Annotated in this window: 13 protein-coding genes; all 13 read left to right on the top strand. The window is 36.8% G+C overall.

Annotated features, from left to right (window positions below; all coding sequences use genetic code 11):
- Positions 1 to 7 precede the first annotated feature (7 nt).
- The 13 genes from nusG (at position 8) to rpoC (ending at position 19,006) form a co-directional block, all read left to right on the top strand.
- A complete protein-coding gene (gene nusG, locus CHSO_RS22780; RefSeq protein ID WP_045501118.1) occupies positions 8 to 550 on the top strand; it encodes a transcription termination/antitermination protein NusG in 543 nt (180 codons plus the stop codon).
- Positions 551 to 1,200: 650 nt separating this feature from the next.
- Complete coding sequence (locus tag CHSO_RS22770) at positions 1,201 to 1,821, top strand: hypothetical protein (protein WP_045501116.1); 621 nt, start codon at positions 1,201 to 1,203, stop codon at positions 1,819 to 1,821.
- Between the two features lie 10 nt (positions 1,822 to 1,831).
- The gene (locus CHSO_RS22765) at positions 1,832 to 2,470 is read left to right on the top strand and encodes a hypothetical protein (protein WP_045501115.1); all 639 of its coding nucleotides are present in this window, start codon (positions 1,832 to 1,834) and stop codon (positions 2,468 to 2,470) included.
- 6 nt (positions 2,471 to 2,476) lie between these two features.
- Positions 2,477 to 3,145 (top strand): hypothetical protein, encoded by a 669-nt coding sequence (locus CHSO_RS22760; RefSeq protein ID WP_045501114.1) that lies wholly within the window; start codon positions 2,477 to 2,479, stop codon positions 3,143 to 3,145.
- A 370-nt stretch (positions 3,146 to 3,515) separates the two neighbouring features.
- Positions 3,516 to 3,962: a 50S ribosomal protein L11 gene (rplK, locus tag CHSO_RS22755; RefSeq protein WP_045501113.1), complete on the top strand. Its 447-nt coding sequence runs from the start codon at positions 3,516 to 3,518 to the stop codon at positions 3,960 to 3,962.
- 11 nt (positions 3,963 to 3,973) lie between these two features.
- Positions 3,974 to 4,666 carry a 50S ribosomal protein L1 gene (gene rplA, locus CHSO_RS22750; protein WP_045501112.1) on the top strand — a complete coding sequence of 231 codons (693 nt, stop codon included), beginning with the start codon at positions 3,974 to 3,976 and terminating at the stop codon, positions 4,664 to 4,666.
- A gap of 17 nt (positions 4,667 to 4,683) precedes the next feature.
- Positions 4,684 to 5,271 (top strand): 50S ribosomal protein L10, encoded by a 588-nt coding sequence (rplJ, locus tag CHSO_RS22745; RefSeq protein ID WP_045501111.1) that lies wholly within the window; start codon positions 4,684 to 4,686, stop codon positions 5,269 to 5,271.
- A gap of 46 nt (positions 5,272 to 5,317) precedes the next feature.
- Positions 5,318 to 5,686 (top strand): 50S ribosomal protein L7/L12, encoded by a 369-nt coding sequence (gene rplL / locus CHSO_RS22740; RefSeq protein WP_045501110.1) that lies wholly within the window; start codon positions 5,318 to 5,320, stop codon positions 5,684 to 5,686.
- Positions 5,687 to 5,959: 273 nt separating this feature from the next.
- Entirely contained in the window at positions 5,960 to 6,457 is a 498-nt protein-coding gene (locus CHSO_RS22735; protein ID WP_045501109.1) for a hypothetical protein, read from the top strand.
- A 118-nt stretch (positions 6,458 to 6,575) separates the two neighbouring features.
- Complete coding sequence (locus tag CHSO_RS22730) at positions 6,576 to 7,706, top strand: hypothetical protein (protein ID WP_045501108.1); 1,131 nt, start codon at positions 6,576 to 6,578, stop codon at positions 7,704 to 7,706.
- 38 nt (positions 7,707 to 7,744) lie between these two features.
- Positions 7,745 to 10,345, top strand: a complete 2,601-nt coding sequence (locus CHSO_RS22725; protein WP_045501107.1) for a T9SS type A sorting domain-containing protein — start codon at positions 7,745 to 7,747, stop codon at positions 10,343 to 10,345.
- Positions 10,346 to 10,791: 446 nt separating this feature from the next.
- On the top strand, positions 10,792 to 14,613 hold the full coding sequence (gene rpoB / locus CHSO_RS22720; protein WP_045501106.1) for a DNA-directed RNA polymerase subunit beta: 3,822 nt from the start codon (positions 10,792 to 10,794) through the stop codon (positions 14,611 to 14,613).
- A gap of 127 nt (positions 14,614 to 14,740) precedes the next feature.
- Positions 14,741 to 19,006 carry a DNA-directed RNA polymerase subunit beta' gene (gene rpoC / locus CHSO_RS22715; protein WP_045501105.1) on the top strand — a complete coding sequence of 1,422 codons (4,266 nt, stop codon included), beginning with the start codon at positions 14,741 to 14,743 and terminating at the stop codon, positions 19,004 to 19,006.
- The last annotated feature ends 73 nt before the right edge of the window (positions 19,007 to 19,079 follow it).

The following is a 19,079-nucleotide window of genomic DNA, read 5'->3' as shown; positions in this document are numbered from 1 at the left end:
TCCCAAAATGAGCGAATTGAAATGGTATGTGCTGAAAGCTATCAGCGGACAGGAAAATAAAGTGAAAAACTATATTGAGACAGAAATCAAACGTCTAGGGTTTGAGCAGTACGTTACTCAAGTGGTTATTCCTATGGAAAAGGTAATTCAAATTAGAAACGGTAAGAAAGTTCCTAAAGAAAGACCTTACTATCCTGGATACTTAATGATTGAAGCTGAGCTGATGGGAGAGATTCCTCACGTTATCAAAAACATCCCTGGAGTTATTTCTTTTTTAAGTTTAACCAAAGGCGGAGACCCTGTTCCTATGAGAAAATCAGAAGTGAACAGAATGCTTGGAAGAATGGATGAACTTTCAGAATTTGCAAGCGATGTTGAGATTCCATATGTAGTAGGAGAAAATGTAAAAGTGATCGATGGTCCTTTCAACGGATTCAATGGTACAATTGAGAAGATTCTGGAAGATAAAAAGAAAATTGAAGTTTCTGTATTGATCTTCGGTAGAAAAACTCCAATGGAACTAAGCTACATGCAAGTAGAAAAAGTATAATATTTTTACTATTCAAAATATAAAAAGACTGCTATTAAGTGGTCTTTTTTTTGTGCTATTATCCTATCAGTTGTGGAAGAATATAAGAGATGAATAATAAGATATCTATGTTGGCTGAATTTAGGAGTGTAGATAATGTCAATACCTTACTAAAGGAGTACTGAGCTGCTCCTTATTCTATCCTTTGGCTTATTCATACTCTCTCTATATAATGAATGCAATGTATCAAATTTGAATGTCTCTTGCTGTGTTTCTTTCTGAAATAATTCATTATTGAAAAAAAACAGCCTGTTTTTGTTTATTTTATTTAATTTTTTATAAATTTTAAAAGATTTTTTTATTAAAAGTATAAATAATGAACTTTTGTTAATGGCTTCTATATAAGACTTTATGTGCATTTAATATTCACTTTCAGGGGATAATGTGTGTTTTCCTTTATGTTTAATGAGATTTATGATAAAGAATTCACTTTTGATGGCATACTTATTGTAACTTATTTGGCTATTAACCCATAAAACTTATTGTTTTCCTTATTAAGTGCTCTATGTACAGATGCACAGTATATTTTTTGTGTTTTTAAATTAAAAACCTGAAGATGTGATTAATGAGGTGCGGTGAATAGAAATTTATAGCAAACACACAACCGAAAAATGACAAAAACTATTTCGATGATCCTTTCATTAGGTTCAGCAGTATTTATTAATGCCCAAGTTGGAATTAATACTGCAAAGCCGGAAAAGGAACTTACTGTGAACGGAACGATGAAGACGTCTGGTATTGTTTTCAAAAAACCAATGGAAAAATTGGGAGCAGATGAAAATTATACTTTTATTATCAAATCTCCGGCGCCGGAAAATAAAATTACGGCTTATAATGATTCCTTTGTACCGAATTCTCCGGCACCCATCAATATCATTCAGTTTAAAATTACTTGTGATCCTTCAGATAAAGACTGGGTAAGAGAATTTGATACAAAAATTAATTCCAAGAAATTTTTAGTGGTAATTTCTTCCTTCGGGTTTACTCAGCCTGTAAGAACAAATACTGCAGACTGGTTAACTCCGGTTCCCCAGATTTTTGCTTATTCAACAGGTGGAACTTGGAAACTAAAGGCTGATTACGAAGGATTTTCGCCAACTCCAAATTTACCCACCGGAGAATGGACTTTGAATTTATTGGTTTATGATAGATCCTATGCTAAAGAAGTAAATTCAACTCAGGATCTCCGATCTTCTACAACAGGTGCTGCTGCAGCTCCTTTAATTCAATAAAAACACGAAAATGAAAAAAATTATCTCATTATTTTTTATAGCTGCTGTTTCATTAGGCCTGAAAGCTCAAGTTGGTATTAATACGATCAATCCAAAAGGAACTCTTGATGTAGAAGGTGAAACTCTGGTAGAATCTTATTTAATAGATACTGAAAATGCAACAGCAAGAGGAAATTATTTACTTCTTACCCGCTCAAAAGATTCTTCTCCCGTAGGAAAAGTGAAACTTCTTGATATTACGCTTCGTAATGTAGCACCGGTAAATATGTATACTGTAGTTTTAAAAAATGTAAAACAGGATGAAGTTATTAATCTGAATACAGGTTTAGATGCTGACAAATATGTGGTAGCGATTACGGGAGCCGTTTTTAGTGGCGCTGTTTCTGCAACAACAACTGCTACTTCAAGATTGTATGGTGCTTACTCTACTGAAGTGACTAAAGTACAGAAAGGAGGAAAAAACTATCAGGCTATTAACTTAAGTTTTAAAGGGGCAGGTACTGTGAATTCACAAAACGGAACCTGGACATTGACATTAAATGTATTTGAAAAATCGCTGGTAAAAGACTGGGGTACATTTGAGGGCTCAGTATCCGCTGCAGCTTCTTTTTCCGGAGTATCAACTAATACGCCTCTTGGGCTTCAATAATAAAACATGATAAGAAAGATTTATATTACAATGATGGTAGGACTGGGTGTATTCTTGAATGCTCAGACCGGTAAAGTAGGAATCAAAACAGATAAACCTACAGAAACACTTGATGTAAACGGAAAAACATATACCAATTCCTTATACCTGAGAAATCCTGGGGAACCAACCATGACAGGAGGAAGCTTTCTGGCAACATCGGAAAATGCATTGCAAATCTATGATCCGAATTTAGAAAGCAGTGGGTTATTCAATTATATCAAGCTTACTCTTACGAATGTTTCAGGAGATGGAATTACAGATTATGATACGAAAATAGACGCTAATAATTTTCTGGTTGTGCTTCATAATTATTCTTTCAAACTTAATAATAGTAATACCAACGTGATGCTTGATTATGGGAACAATGGAGTGAATGACAATAAGCAGGGATCTCCTGATGTTGTAGCATTTAAAAGTAACGGAACCTGGCATATCAAGGCAAAATTTACAGACAGTAGAATTATTGCCAATACATCTACCGGCCCAATAAGAGATTATAACAATTTTACAGTAGATCTTTATTTGATGGCCTATAAAAGATTGATCACAAAGCATAATATCAGTGATGTTAATGCTGACTTGGGAGGAACTAATGGTTCTACTCAAACCATTAATAAACCCTCAGGGTTTTAAAATAAAAAATACAAGTAATGGTAAGAAACCAGGCTGTTGAAAATGAACGATAGCCTGGTTTTTTAGTTGAATCAAATAATATATTGATTGCATTGTAGTATAACATATGTTGTTTTTAGTTGATAGTGTGAGATAACTATGAAAACCTTTTTTAAAAACACTATTTCGGATATTGACAAAAGATGAATGGATTTAAACTCTAAGTTTTTTTATGTTATTTTTTTAAAAATCAGCAATATCCGTTTGTAGTTTCAAAAATATTTTATACTTTTGCAGTCCAAAAAGTAGGTTTGTCATAAGTGAGTGCGATAACCTACTGAATAATAAATGCTTCCAAACTCATTAATTATTCAAATTTAAAAAACAAACAATGGCTAAGAAAGTCTTTAAAATGGTAAAGCTTCAGGTGAAAGGTGGCGCAGCTAACCCTTCTCCACCAGTAGGTCCAGCATTAGGTTCTGCAGGTGTGAACATCATGGAGTTTTGTAAGCAATTTAACGGAAGAACCCAAGATAAGCCAGGGCAAGTTTTACCTGTAGTAATTACAGTATACGAAGACAAATCTTTTGAATTCGTTATTAAAACTCCACCTGCAGCAATTCAGTTAATGGATGCGGCTAAGATCAAGGGAGGTTCTGGTGAACCAAACAGAAACAAAGTAGGTGCTGTAACTTGGGAACAAGTAAAGAAAATCGCTGAAGATAAAATGGCGGATCTTAACTGTTTTACAATGGACTCTGCAGTTTCTATGGTTGCAGGTACTGCTAGATCTATGGGATTAAGAGTAACAGGAACTAAACCAACTTTTAACGCTTAAAACTATTAGAAATGGCAAAATTGACTAAAAAGCAAAAGGAAGCTTTAAGCAAAGTAGAAAAAGGAAGAATCTATAACCTTGAAGAAGGTTCAGCTCTTGTAAAAGAAGTGAACACTGCAAAGTTTGATGCTTCTGTAGATATCGCTGTAAGATTAGGTGTAGACCCAAGAAAAGCAAACCAAATGGTAAGAGGTGTTGTATCTCTTCCTCACGGTACTGGTAAAGATGTTAAAGTTTTAGCTTTAGTAACTCCAGATAAAGAAGCAGAAGCTAAAGCTGCTGGTGCTGATTATGTAGGTCTTGACGAATATTTACAAAAAATCAAAGATGGTTGGACTGATGTTGACGTAATCGTTACGATGCCAGCTGTTATGGGTAAATTAGGTCCATTAGGTAGAGTATTAGGTCCAAGAGGTTTAATGCCAAACCCTAAATCAGGAACTGTAACAATGGAAATTGGTAAAGCAGTAACTGAAGTGAAAGCAGGTAAGATTGATTTCAAAGTAGACAAGTATGGTATCATCCACGCTGGTATTGGTAAAGTATCTTTCGATGCTGCTAAGATCAAAGAAAATGCGCAGGAATTGATCTCTACATTGATCAAAATGAAGCCAACTGCTGCTAAAGGAACTTATGTGAAGTCTATCTATTTGTCTTCTACAATGAGCCCAGGTATTGCAATTGATACTAAATCTGTTAACTAATAATAATCCTTAAGACAATGACAAAAGACCAAAAAGTTGTAGCAATACAAGAGATCAAAGATTTGCTTCAGGATGCAAAAGTAGTATACGTAGCAGATTTAGACGGTTTGAACGCTGGTAAATCTTCTGACTTCAGAAGACAAGCTTTCAAACAAAATATCAAAGTAAAAGTTGTAAAAAATACACTTTTACAGAAAGCAATGGAGCAAATCGAAGGAGTAGATTACTCTGAAATGTTCCCTACTTTCAAAGGTAACTCAGCGTTGATGATTGCTGATACAGCAAACGCTCCTGCTAAGTTAATCCAAGGATTCAGAAAGAAAGAAGAAAAGCCAGCTTTAAAGTCTGCTTTTGTTCAAGAAACTTTCTACTTAGGTGACAACAACCTAGACATGTTGGCTAACATCAAGTCTAGAGAAGAAATGATCGGTGAAATCATCGGATTACTTCAGTCTCCAATCCAAAGAGTTGTTTCTGCTCTTCAAAACAAACCTGAAACTGTAGAAGCTAAAGCTGAAGAAGCTGCTCCTGTAGTTGAAGAAACTCCTGCTGCTGAAGCTCCAGAAGCTGCTGCAGAAAGCACTGAGGAAACAAGTGCTGAATAATTATACTCAAAAAATTAAATAAATAATCAACAAAAACATTACAACAATGTCAGATTTAAAAAATTTAGCTGAAACGCTAGTAAACCTAACTGTAAAAGACGTAAACGAATTAGCTACTATCCTTAAGGATGAGTACGGAATTGAGCCAGCTGCTGCTGCTGTAGTTGTTGCTGCAGGTGGTGCAGGTGAAGCTGCTGAAGAAAAGACTGAATTCGACGTAATTCTTAAGTCTGCAGGTGCTTCTAAATTAGCTATCGTTAAATTAGTAAAAGATTTAACTGGTGCTGGTCTTAAAGAAGCTAAAGATATCGTAGACGGAGCTCCTTCTGCAATTAAAGAAGGTGTTTCTAAAGACGAAGCTGAAGCTCTTAAGAAGCAATTAGAAGAAGCTGGTGCTGAAGTAGAATTGAAATAATTTTCAATTTTATTATAAATATAAGAAGCCTGAGCAATTTGCTCAGGCTTTTTTGTTGTGAGTATTAAATAATACATGCACTTTATTTACATATGTATTTGAATATTTTTACAATGTATAATGTTATATTTTATTATCATTAACTATTTGATAATTATTAGTGCTATATTTTAATTTAATTCATTGTATTGGATAATTTTAATGAATTTTTTTTATTAAAATATTGTTTTGTTTGAAAAAGTGTTATATTTGTATTGAAAAAAAACACAACAATTGGATAGAAATTATTTTCTTTCCTATGGTCAAATAGCATTTCTTCTGCTATTGTTGGCTATAGGAAAACTAAATGCAAACATTATATCTTTACAAGTAGGCAAAACCGATTTGCTGCACTATACAGATATTAATGATACTGACCTTTACCCATATTTATTTGATACATCTTCACAAGAGCTTATGAGCTCACTGGAATGTAGTGTTTATCATCATACAAACATGAATGATGATTCTCCGCACACAGCTTTTGAAAACTCCTTACAAAGTAATGTACCAATTGTGAATGACAGGAATTATTTTCTTTTATCCATGAAGGGCTTCAAGTCTATTTTTGTCTGGAATAAATGGAGAATGGTAAATTTTGCTGTTCATACAGATGTATTGGATATAATAAAGCAGGTTAAGAGATTTTACGTTAACTCTGTTAAACTCATTGATGGTTTTAAGTTTATCATTAAGATCCCTGATAAACAGATGAATGTTTCTATAAAATAATATTTCAGATTTTTTACGGTTCCTTGCGGAGTTTCATTTATAGTTTTAAATGAAATAGTTATTGAACTGTCCTTTCTAAAAAAAACAAACACAAAAAAACAACTAATATCAACAAAGAATGAAAAGTAAATTATTCACTCTAGCACTTTTATCTGTCGGGTTTTCTATATCTGCACAGGTTGGGATTAATACAGCGCAGCCTCAGGCTAGTCTTGACGTGATGGGTTTTCCATCAGATGTTAATAAACTTGACGGAATTATCGCTCCAAGGCTTACAGGAGTACAGCTGAAAGCTAAGAACTATACAGTTGCTCAAACAGGAGCCATAGTGTATGTTACTGCTGCAGAAACAGCACCTACCGGACAAACTGTAGATGTTATAACACCCGGGTACTATTATTTTGATGGTACAAAATGGGGGAACTTAAATGCAGATTGGCGTACAGTAGGGAATAGCGGTACAGTAGCTACCTCTTCAACGTTAGGAAAAGATATTTCTAATGGGAATTATCTGGGAACAAGTGATGGCCAAAACCTGGTATTGGCTACTCAAAAGAATGTAAAAGCAATACTGGATGTAAACGGAACGCTGCAAGGTGGAAATGTTAACGATGCAGCAGGACCTTATGCTGCTTTTTCCTGGGGGTCAAACAATACCACCAATTCAACATCATCCAATATTGCCATGGGAAGGAATAATACAGCTACTGCCATTAATGCTAATTTCCCGGCTTTAGCTATTGGAGCCAATAATTCTGCTACCAGTGGGGCTAAGATCATTGGGAATTTAAATGCGGCATCAGGAGCTAATCATCTTGTATTTGGGAATTCTAATACTGTGAGTGGTGTCGCAGGGCTCACATTAGGGAATCAACATGTCAACAGAGGTGGAATTGCTATAGGGAGTGGAAATACAGTAGACCCAAATAGCATTGCAGTGGGCTCAGCAAGTTCAGCTACAGCAGGACAATCTATAGCAATTGGGTTTTCAGCGATGGCAGGGTCCGGCCAATCGGTATATGCTAATAAATCACATACTTTTTTTAATATAACAAACGGAACAGATACCGTTGTTGGAATTAACATGATTCCTACGGCTGATACTGCAACGGGAGCAGCACTTCAGATGAAGGGTATTGCTACATCCGGAACAACTTGTTCCAATAAGGAAGAAGGAGCCATCCGATATAATGCAACTGCAAAAAAACATGAAGGTTGTGATGGAACAAACTGGAGAGCTTTTTATTAATTGAAATAATAAACACAAACTTTTTAAAACAATAAAAAATGACCAAAAAATTATTCAAGAAACTAGCTGTAGTGCTTATGGTATTCGTGATGTCTATCACGGTATTGGCACAACAGGGCTATGAGCCTATCCGTGGGATGGGTGTGGAAGCAAAACCAGTAAACAATTCCGGGATTTGCTTAGCATGTTATAACGGAAGTATGAATCCGGTGGTGGATGCCAGTCTGGATAACAGTGTGAATATGGGGAATTTCGCTTCTTTAGTAAGTGGAAACGGAATCTCTGTGAAGAATAAGAATACAGTTTATCCTGCTGGTTATATTACCGGATTTAATGTGGATCTAGGAACAAGTTTTATTACGATTGATCTTTTAAGCTCATTAAGAATTAGTACTTATAAAAATGGAGTTCTTCAGGAAACTACTACAAACAGTACGCTTTTATCAGTGCCGGCATTCGGGGGAAGCAAGAACAGAATATTCTTACACTTTAGAACTTCCAAAGAGTTTGATGAAGTAAGATTGTACCAAACCAATGTCCTTTCTGTATTCAGTGCACTGAATGTGTATTATGCATTTGCATTTGATCCGGCCAGAGTACCGATAGATAATAATGGAATTTGTGATGATATCATTGCAGGAAGTGGTGTAGATGGTAACGTGTCTGGAAGCAGCAGTTTCCTTGCTCCGCTTTCTTATGTTCAGAACAAAGAGAATATAGGTGACGGAAATAAAAATTCTTTCGGGAAAATAGTTCTTCCTATAGGATTATTAGGCTCTTATTCAGTAGGTGTTTTAGATAAAAATCAGATATATCCTGCAGGAAACAGAACTGGATTTGTAATTGAGCCTGACGATCAAGGGAAGTTATTAAGCGCTGAATTTTTAAAGAATATTACGATTGAAACCTATTTATTTGGAGAAAAGCAAGAGTCCAAACAATTATCAGACGGAGGTGGATTGATTAATATTAAAGTTCTAGGATATGGTTCAGGGAAACAAAAAATAACTTTAACAACCACCAAGCCTTTTAATGAAGTAAGATTGAAAATTACTCAAACAGTAGGGTTCAATTTGGGAGCACTTAAAGTATATTACGCCTTCGAAGAGCCGATTTCTTGTGAATGTGATGATAAAATTCAGACTAGCGGTTCAGCGGTACCTGGAAATTTAGTAACAGGATCAAGCTGGACATCAGGGCCTGGATTCTTGGGTCTTATTTTAGCTAAAATGACAAATCCGGAAGCTATTGTGGACAACAATCCATCCAATTATGCAACAGCAACAGTTCCGGCTGCGTCTATCTTCAGTATTTTCTCAGCATTTGCAACGGTAAGCAGCAATAGTATGTTGCCTGCTAATACCATGACCGGATTTACTGTGGAAAAAGCAGGAAACCTTCTTGGGGTAAGCGTTCTTGAAAATATTACGGTAACATTATATAATGGAAACTCTGTAACGGATACTTTTACAAGCTCGGGCAGCCTTATCAGTGGGAATTTCTTTACTACGAATTCCAATAAATTTTATGTAGGTGGAAAGGCTACAAAACCTTTTAACAGAATGAAAATTACCTTCAACAGTGGTACAGCTGTTCGTATTCCTCAGAATTATTATATCTATAATGCATTTGCCAGTAAAGATGATGATAATGACGGAGTTCCAAACTGCTTCGACCGTTGTCCTAATGGTGATGACAGTATCGATAATAATGGTAATGGTATTCCGGATTGTGCAGAAGGATGTACAGTGGTGAATGATAAATCGCCAACATTAGATACGGATGGTGACGGTGTTGTTGATGCCTGTGATTTTGACTCTGACAATGATGGTATTCCTGATTCAATTGAAGACTTTGATAAGAATGCTAAATTTGAAGATGATGATTTGGAAGGAGATATCTTAATTACTCCTGTCTTAGGAGATGCTATTCCAAATTATCGTGACCTGGATTCTGACAACGATGGAATTTTAGATCTATTTGAATCAGGTATTCCAGCTTCAGTAATTAACCAGATAGATGCAGATCATAATGGTATTATTGATAATGGTGTTGCAGTAGGTAAAAACGGGTTAGCTGATGTATTGGAAACGTATCCGGATTCCGGAACTTTAAAATATCCAATTAGAAATGTGGATGGAGATAATACTCCTGATTTCCTTGATATTACTTCTGATGGTTCAGACTTTGATCTGTATAAGATAGGAAAAGGTAACCTTGATACATTGGGTGGAGGATTTATCTCTACCATTAATGATAGTGATAAAGATGGTATTCAGGCAGTAGTAGATACAGATCTTGTGAAGAGAGGAGCACCGAATTCTCCACTTTCACCCTATGCTTCATTGCTGAAAAATGCATTGACAGCGACAGCAAAAGCTTCTGGAACTTCAGAAATAAAAGAAGCTGCTAATGATGTGAAGATTTACCCTAACCCTGTTAAAGCTGGAGAAAGCCTTATGGTGACAGCTTCAGAAGAAGGAACTTACACATTGTTCTCAGCAGAAGGAAAAGCGGTGAAGTCTGATAAATTCTCTGCACGTACAGGTATTGATACTGCTTCATTGCCTACAGGAGTTTACATCATTAAGATTGAAACCAAATCAACAGTGAAATCTTATAAGGTTATTGTAAAATAATTTTGTAACTTCATAATAAGGTGAAGGCTGCTCGTTTCGGGCAGCCTTTTTATTTTAACAGCTTAAAAATGAGACTATTTATTTGTTATTGTGGATAACTTTTTGTATATTTGCCCCTCTTTTGGCGCGAATAATTGTTTGTAAATTTATAAAATATTGAAAATCAACTCTTTCATTGTGTAATAACATGGAAGGGATTTCGTGTTTATAGATATTACGGATAATACCGTCTCAAAAGTAAGAAAAATATTTTGCATTACGCTGTGAAAAGATATACCAGTGTTGCAGTTAGGAATCAGACTGTAAGAATAAAGAACAAAGAATAAAGACAATTTCTGATAGCGCCAAATATCTCCATGTCTTTTCTCTTTTCTCTTTTCTCTCCTTTTCTTTCCTGATATTTTTAAATGAATCAAAATATTTTTTAACCCTTTCTTAAAAGTTTTATGAGTAAAACAAAATCAACAACTCAAGGAAATCCGAGAATTAATTTCTCATCAGCGAAAGGAAAAATTGTAACTCCAGACTTCTTGGACATCCAAATCGAGTCTTTCAGAGAATTTTTCCAGCTTGATACACTTCCTGAAGCCAGAAAGACAGAAGCTCTTTACAAGACTTTCCAAGAGAATTTCCCAATTACGGATTCAAGAAACCAATTCGTATTAGAATTCTTAGACTATCTGGTAGATTCTCCACGTTATTCAATTGATGAGTGTGTGGAAAGAGGACTTACTTATTCAGTACCTCTAAAAGCAAGACTTAAATTGTACTGTACTGACCCGGAACACGAAGATTTCCAAACAGTGGTTCAGGATGTATATTTAGGTCCGGTTCCTTACATGACGCCAAGTGGATCTTTCATTATCAATGGTGCTGAAAGAGTTATTGTTACGCAGCTTCACCGTTCACCTGGTGTATTCTTCGGACAAACTTACCACGCTAACGGAACCAAACTTTACTATTCAAGAATTATTCCTTTCAAAGGATCTTGGATGGAATTTACAACGGATATCAACAGCGTAATGTACGCGTATATCGACCGTAAGAAAAAGTTACCATTAACAACTTTATTAAGAGCTATTGGTTATGAATCTGATAAGGATATCCTTCAGATCTTCGACCTTGCTGAAGAAGTGAAAGTTTCTAAAGCGGCCCTTAAAAAAGTAGAAGGGAGAACATTGGCTGCGAGAGTATTGAACACTTGGTTCGAAGATTTCGTAGACGAAGATACAGGTGAAGTAGTTTCTATCGAAAGAAACGAAATCATCTTAGATAGAGAGACTATCCTGGAGAAAGAACACTTAGATCTTATCTTGGATGCTGGTGTGAAATCTATCTTGATTCACAAAGAAAACAGCAATGAATTCTCTATCATCCAGAATACATTACAAAAAGACCCTACTAACTCTGAGAAAGAAGCAGTAGAGTATATCTATCGTCAGTTAAGAAATGCAGATCCACCAGATGAGGAAACTGCAAGAGGAATCATTGAAAAATTATTCTTCTCTGAGCAGAGATACTCTTTAGGTGAAGTAGGACGTTACAGACTAAACAAAAAGTTAGGTCTTAACATCCCAACTACAACTGAAGTTCTTACAAAAGAGGATATCATTGCAATCGTAAGACACTTAATTGAACTTGTAAACTCTAAAGCGGAGGTGGATGACATCGACCACTTATCAAACAGAAGAATTAAAACTGTTGGTGAGCAATTAGCAGGGCAGTTCGGTGTAGGTCTTTCAAGAATTGCAAGAACAATCAAAGAGAGAATGAACGTTAGAGATAACGAAATATTTACTCCACTTGATCTTGTTAATGCTAAGACGTTAACGTCTGTTATTAACTCATTCTTCGGTACCAACCAGCTATCTCAGTTCATGGACCAAACCAACCCTCTATCAGAGATCACTCACAAGAGAAGATTATCTGCACTAGGGCCTGGTGGTTTATCAAGAGAAAGAGCAGGTTTCGAGGTTCGTGACGTTCACCATACTCACTATGGAAGAATTTGTCCGATTGAAACTCCGGAAGGACCAAACATCGGTTTGATTTCATCGCTAGGTATTTATGCAAAAATCAACAACCTTGGTTTCATCGAAACTCCATATAGAAAAGTAGAAGGTGGTAAGATAGATCTTAACGCTGCTCCTATTTATCTGAATGCAGAAGACGAAGAAGATAAAGTAATTGCTCAGGCAAACGTTGAATTAAGTGATAATGGTGATTTCTTAACAGACAGAATTATTGCAAGATTAGATGGTGACTACCCGGTAGTTGAACCAGCTCAGGTTAACCTTATCGACGTTGCACCTAACCAGATTTCCGGTATTTCTGCTTCATTAATTCCATTCTTGGAACATGATGATGCGAACCGTGCATTGATGGGATCTAACATGATGCGTCAGGCCGTTCCTCTATTGAAGCCACAGGCTCCAGTTGTTGGTACAGGGCTTGAGCAGCAAGTTGCAAGAGATTCAAGAATCTTAATTAACGCTGAAGGTACAGGTACAGTACAGTACGTAGATGCTGACAAGATTACCATCAAATATGAAAGAAGTGAAGACGAAGATTTAGTACAATTTGAGTCTGCTACTAAAACATACAACCTTACTAAGTTTAGAAAAACTAACCAGAGTACTACCATTACCCTAAGACCAAACGTAAGAGTAGGTGATGTAGTGGAAAAAGGACAGGTACTTTGCGACGGCTATGCGACGGAAAAAGGAGAATTAGCTCTTGGTAGAAACTTAGTGGTAGCGTTCATGCCTTGGAAAGGATACAACTTTGAGGATGCCATCGTAATCAACGAAAAAGTTGTACGTGAAGACTGGTTTACTTCCATCCATGTGGATGAGTATTCACTTGAAGTTCGTGATACTAAATTAGGTATGGAAGAGCTTACAGCAGATATTCCAAACGTATCTGAAGAAGCTACTAAAGATCTTGACGAAAACGGTATGATCAGAATCGGTGCTGAAGTGAAGCCTGGAGATATCATGATTGGTAAAATTACTCCAAAAGGTGAATCTGACCCGACTCCTGAAGAAAAACTTCTTAGAGCAATCTTCGGTGATAAAGCTGGTGATGTAAAAGATGCATCATTAAAAGCTGACTCTTCATTAAGAGGGGTTGTTATCAACAAGAAGTTGTTCTCTAGAAACATTAAAGACAAAAAGAAAAGAACTGAAGAAAAACTTAAACTTGAAGAGATTGAAAACACTTACAAGGCTAAGTTTGACGAGTTGAGAAACACTTTAATTGAAAAATTAAATACACTGGTAAGCGGTAAAACTTCTCAAGGGGTACAAAATGACCTTGACGAAGAAATTATCGGTAAAGGGGTGAAGTTTACTCACAAGTTATTAACTTCAGTTGAAGATTATGTAAATGTTAGCGGTTCAGATTGGACAGTAGACGCAGACAAGAATGAATTGATTAAACAATTGATTCACAATTACAAAATCAAATATAACGATATCCAAGGGGTTAAAAACCGTGAGAAATTTGCAATTTCAATCGGAGATGAGCTTCCAGCAGGGATCATGAAGCTGGCTAAAGTTTACATCGCTAAGAAACGTAAACTGAATGTAGGGGATAAAATGGCAGGACGTCACGGTAACAAAGGTATCGTATCGAGAATCGTTCGTGAAGAAGATATGCCATTCCTGGAAGACGGAACACCAGTAGATATCGTATTGAATCCACTAGGGGTACCTTCTCGTATGAACATCGGACAGATCTATGAAACAGTTCTTGGATGGGCTGGTCAGAAATTAGGAATGAAGTTCGCTACACCAATCTTTGACGGAGCAACTCTTGATCAGATTACTGAGTACACTGAAAAAGCAGGCCTTCCTAAATTCGGTCACACTCACCTTTATGATGGTGGTACCGGAGAAAGATTTACACAGGCAGCTACGGTGGGTGTTATCTACATGCTGAAACTAGGACACATGGTTGATGATAAGATGCACGCACGTTCTATTGGTCCTTACTCATTGATTACTCAGCAGCCGTTAGGAGGTAAAGCTCAGTTCGGTGGTCAGAGATTTGGAGAGATGGAGGTTTGGGCACTTGAAGCATTCGGTGCATCTAACATCTTGAGAGAGATCCTTACTGTGAAGTCAGATGACGTGATTGGTAGAGCAAAAACTTATGAAGCAATTGCAAAAGGTGAATCTATGCCTGAACCAGGTATTCCGGAATCATTCAACGTATTACTTCACGAGTTACAAGGTCTTGGATTAGACGTAAGACTTGAGGAATAAATTCCATTTGAAATTAATTTATTTGAAATTTGAAATTCTGTACGCAGATTTCAAACAAAAATTAAAATAAAATTTTTAGAGATTCATTAATCTCAAATTTCAAATGTCAAATCTCAAATAACAAAAAATGTCAAATAAAAATAAATCAAGTAGATTTAATAAAATAACCATCGGTTTAGCTTCACCGGAGTCTATTTTACAAGACTCAAGAGGGGAGGTTTTAAAGCCGGAAACTATTAACTACAGAACTCACAAGCCTGAAAGAGACGGGCTATTCTGTGAGAAAATTTTTGGTCCTGTAAAGGATTACGAATGTGCTTGTGGTAAATACAAGAGAATTCGTTACAAAGGGATCGTTTGTGACCGTTGTGGAGTAGAAGTTACTGAGAAAAAAGTAAGAAGAGAGAGAATCGGGCACATCAACCTTGTAGTTCCAATTGCACACATCTGGTATTTCCGTTCATTACCAAACAAAATCGGATACCTTTTAGGAATTCCTTCTAAGAAATTAGACATGATCATCTACTACGAAAGATATGTAGTGATTCAGCAGGGTATTGCTAAAAAATTAGACGGTTCTGATTTTGAAAATATGGAATTCCTTACAGAAGAAGAGTACCTTGATATCATGGAAACTCTTCCTGTAGAAAACCAGTATCTTGATGATTCTGATCCAAACAAATTCATCGCCAGAATGGGTGCTGAAGCTGTAGAAGATCTGTTAAAAAGAATTGATCTTGATGCATTGTCTTTCGACTTAAGACACAAAGCTCACAATGAAGGTTCTAAGCAAAGAAGAACTGAAGCGCTGAAAAGATTGAACGTTGTAGAAGCATTAAGAGGTGCTAATACAAGAATGATCAACAGACCAGAGTGGATGATTATGCGTGTGCTTCCTGTTATCCCACCAGAACTAAGACCACTAGTTCCATTGGATGGAGGACGTTTCGCAACTTCTGACTTAAATGACCTTTATAGAAGAGTTATCATCAGAAATAACCGTTTGAAGAGATTATTGGAGATCAAAGCTCCTGAAGTAATCTTGAGAAACGAGAAGCGTATGCTTCAGGAATCAGTAGATTCATTATTCGATAACACAAGAAAATCTTCTGCAGTAAAATCTGAATCAAACAGACCATTGAAATCACTTTCTGATTCATTGAAAGGTAAACAAGGTCGTTTCCGTCAGAACTTACTAGGGAAAAGGGTTGACTACTCTGCGCGTTCGGTAATTGTTGTAGGTCCAAACTTACAGCTTCACGAGTGTGGTATTCCTAAGGATATGGCAGCTGAACTTTACAAACCATTCATCATTAGAAAACTAATCGAGAGAGGAATTGTAAAAACAGTAAAATCTGCAAAGAGAATTATCGATAGAAAAGAACCAGTAGTTTATGATATCCTTGAAAACGTGATGAAAGGTCACCCTGTTCTACTGAACAGAGCACCTACTCTTCACAGATTGGGTATTCAGGCTTTCCAACCTAAGATGATCGAAGGTAAAGCGATCCAGCTACACCCGTTAGTAACAACAGCATTCAACGCCGATTTCGATGGTGACCAGATGGCGGTACACTTACCGTTAGGACCAGAAGCGATCCTTGAAGCTCAGTTATTGATGTTAGGTTCTCAGAACATCTTGAACCCTGCAAACGGTTCTCCAATTACAGTACCATCTCAGGACATGGTTCTTGGTCTTTATTTCATGACTAAAGAATTGAGCTCTACAGAAGATATGAAAGTAAAAGGAGAAGGTCTTGCATTCTATTCTCCTGAAGAAGCGGAAATCGCTTACGCAGAAGGTAGAGTTTCATTGAATGCTAAAGTAAGATGTAGACTACCAGTTAAAGAAGACGGAGTAATCGTAACAAAATTGATCGAAACTTCTGTAGGTAGAATCTTATTCAACCAAATCGTACCTAAGCAGTCAGGATATATTAATGAGCTTCTTACGAAGAAATCATTAAGAAACGTTATCGGTAAGATCCTTGCTGATACGGATTTCCCTACCACTGTGAAGTTCTTGGATGCAATGAAAGATCTAGGGTATTCAAACGCATTCAAAGGAGGTCTATCATTCTCTCTTGGAGATATCGTAGTACCTGTAGAGAAAAAGCAGATGATTGCTACTTCAATTGAAACTGTAGACGAAATTAGAGCTAACTATAACATGGGTCTAATTACCGATACAGAACGTTATAACCAGGTAATCGACGTTTGGACTAACACCAACGCCGGATTAACTGAAATGATCATGAGCAGAATGAAAACTGACCAAGGTGGTTTCAACTCTGTATACATGATGCTTGACTCTGGGGCGAGGGGTTCTAAGGAGCAGATCCGTCAGTTATCAGGGATGAGAGGTTTGATGGCAAAACCGCAAAAAGCTGGTTCTACCGGTGCGGAGATCATCGAAAACCCGATCCTTGCAAACTTTAAGGAAGGTCTTTCTATCTTAGAGTACTTTATCTCTACCCACGGTGCTCGTAAGGGTCTTGCGGATACCGCTCTTAAAACTGCCGATGCTGGTTACCTAACCAGAAGATTGGTAGACGTTGCACAGGACGTTATCGTTACAGAAGATGACTGTGGAACATTGAGAGGAACAGAAGTTACTGCACTTAAGAAAAATGACGAGATCGTTGAAAAAATCTCTGAAAGAATCTTAGGTAGAGTATCTCTTCACAATATTTATGATCCTGAAAGTGATGAATTAATCACTGAAGCTGACCAAGTAATTACTGAGCAATTAGCTAAGAGAATTGAGGCAGCAGGATTAGAAGCTGTTGAAGTACGTTCACCACTTACATGTGAAGCTAAAAAAGGAATCTGTGCGAAATGTTACGGTAGAAACTTAGCAACAGGTAAGATGATCCACATGGGTGAGGCAGTAGGTGTTATCGGTGCACAGTCAATTGGGGAACCGGGAACTCAGCTTACGTTGAGAACCTTCCACCAAGGGGGTACCGCAGGTAACGTTTCTGAAAACCCATCTATTGTTGCAAGAAGAGACGGTATCGTAGAAATGGATGAAGTAAGAACAATTACTTCTGAAGATGAAAACGGTAATACAGCTGAGGTTGTAGTTTCTCGTTCAACAGAATTTAGATTGGTTGCTGATAATGAGTCTAGAACTCCATTAATGGTAGCTAACGTACCTTACGGATCTATATTATCTGTGAAACCAGGTGATAAAGTGAAGAAAGGAGATACGATCTGTAGATGGGATCCGTATAACGCGGTTATCATTGCTGAAACTGCAGGTAAGGTAGAATACGAGGATATTATCCAAGGTATTTCATTCCAACTTGAAATTGACGAACAGACAGGATTTGAAGAGAAAGTAATCTCTGAATCTAGAAATAAGAAAGCCGTACCTACTCTTAAAGTGGTAGACTCTAAAGGGGTTGAGCAAAAAGCTTACAACTTACCGGTAGGAGCCCACTTAATGGTAAACGATGGTGAAAAAATTAAGGCTGGTAAAGTCCTAATCAAGATCCCAAGAAAATCTGCAAAAGCAGGGGATATCACCGGAGGTCTTCCGAGAGTTACCGAATTATTCGAAGCAAGAAACCCTTCAAACCCAGCGGTTGTTACTGAAATCGACGGGGTAGTTTCTTACGGAAAAATTAAGAGAGGTAACCGTGAATTGATCGTTGAGGCTAAAACTGGAGAAAGAAAAATTTACTTAGTTAAATTATCTAACCAGATCTTAGTACAGGAGAATGACTTCGTTAGAGCTGGTTCGCCACTTTCTGACGGTTCAATCACTCCAGACGATATCTTAAGAATTAAAGGTCCAACAGCTGTTCAGGAATACTTAGTAAACGAAATCCAGGAAGTTTACCGTCTACAGGGGGTAAAAATCGACGACAAGCACTTCGAAATCATCGTAAGACAGATGATGACAAAAGTATCTATCGTGGATGGAGGTGATACTCAATTCCTAGAAGGAGCTCTTGAGCACAAGTATGACTTCTTGGAAGAGAACAATAGAGTATTCGGTCTTAAAGTAGTAGTAGATGCTGGTGATTCTAAAGAATTCATGCCAGGTCAGATGATTACTGCAAGAGAATTAAGAGATGAAAACTCTAAATTGAGACGTGAAGATCAGAGGTTAGTAGAAGTAAGAGAAGCTCTTCCTGCTACAGCAACTCCTGTACTACAAGGTATTACAAGAGCAGCACTTCAAACGAAATCGTTCATGTCTGCAGCATCGTTCCAGGAAACAACTAAAGTACTTAACGAAGCAGCAGTTGCTGGTAAGATAGATGATCTTAACGGTCTTAAAGAAAATGTAATTGTAGGACACAGAATTCCTGCAGGTACTGGTCTTAAAGAGTATCAGAATGTTATCGTAGGTTCTAAGAAAGAATTCGAAGACCTTAACTAAAATTAATGATTTGAAATTTGGGATTTGAAATTATTTTTATATTTTCACAATCTCAAATTTCGAATTTTAAAAA

The sequence above is a fragment of the Chryseobacterium sp. StRB126 genome, assembly GCF_000829375.1.
Taxonomy (GTDB): Bacteria; Bacteroidota; Bacteroidia; order Flavobacteriales; family Weeksellaceae; genus Chryseobacterium.
The sequence above is the reverse complement of the archived record's forward strand: the minus strand, read 5'-3'. Positions and strand labels throughout refer to the sequence as shown.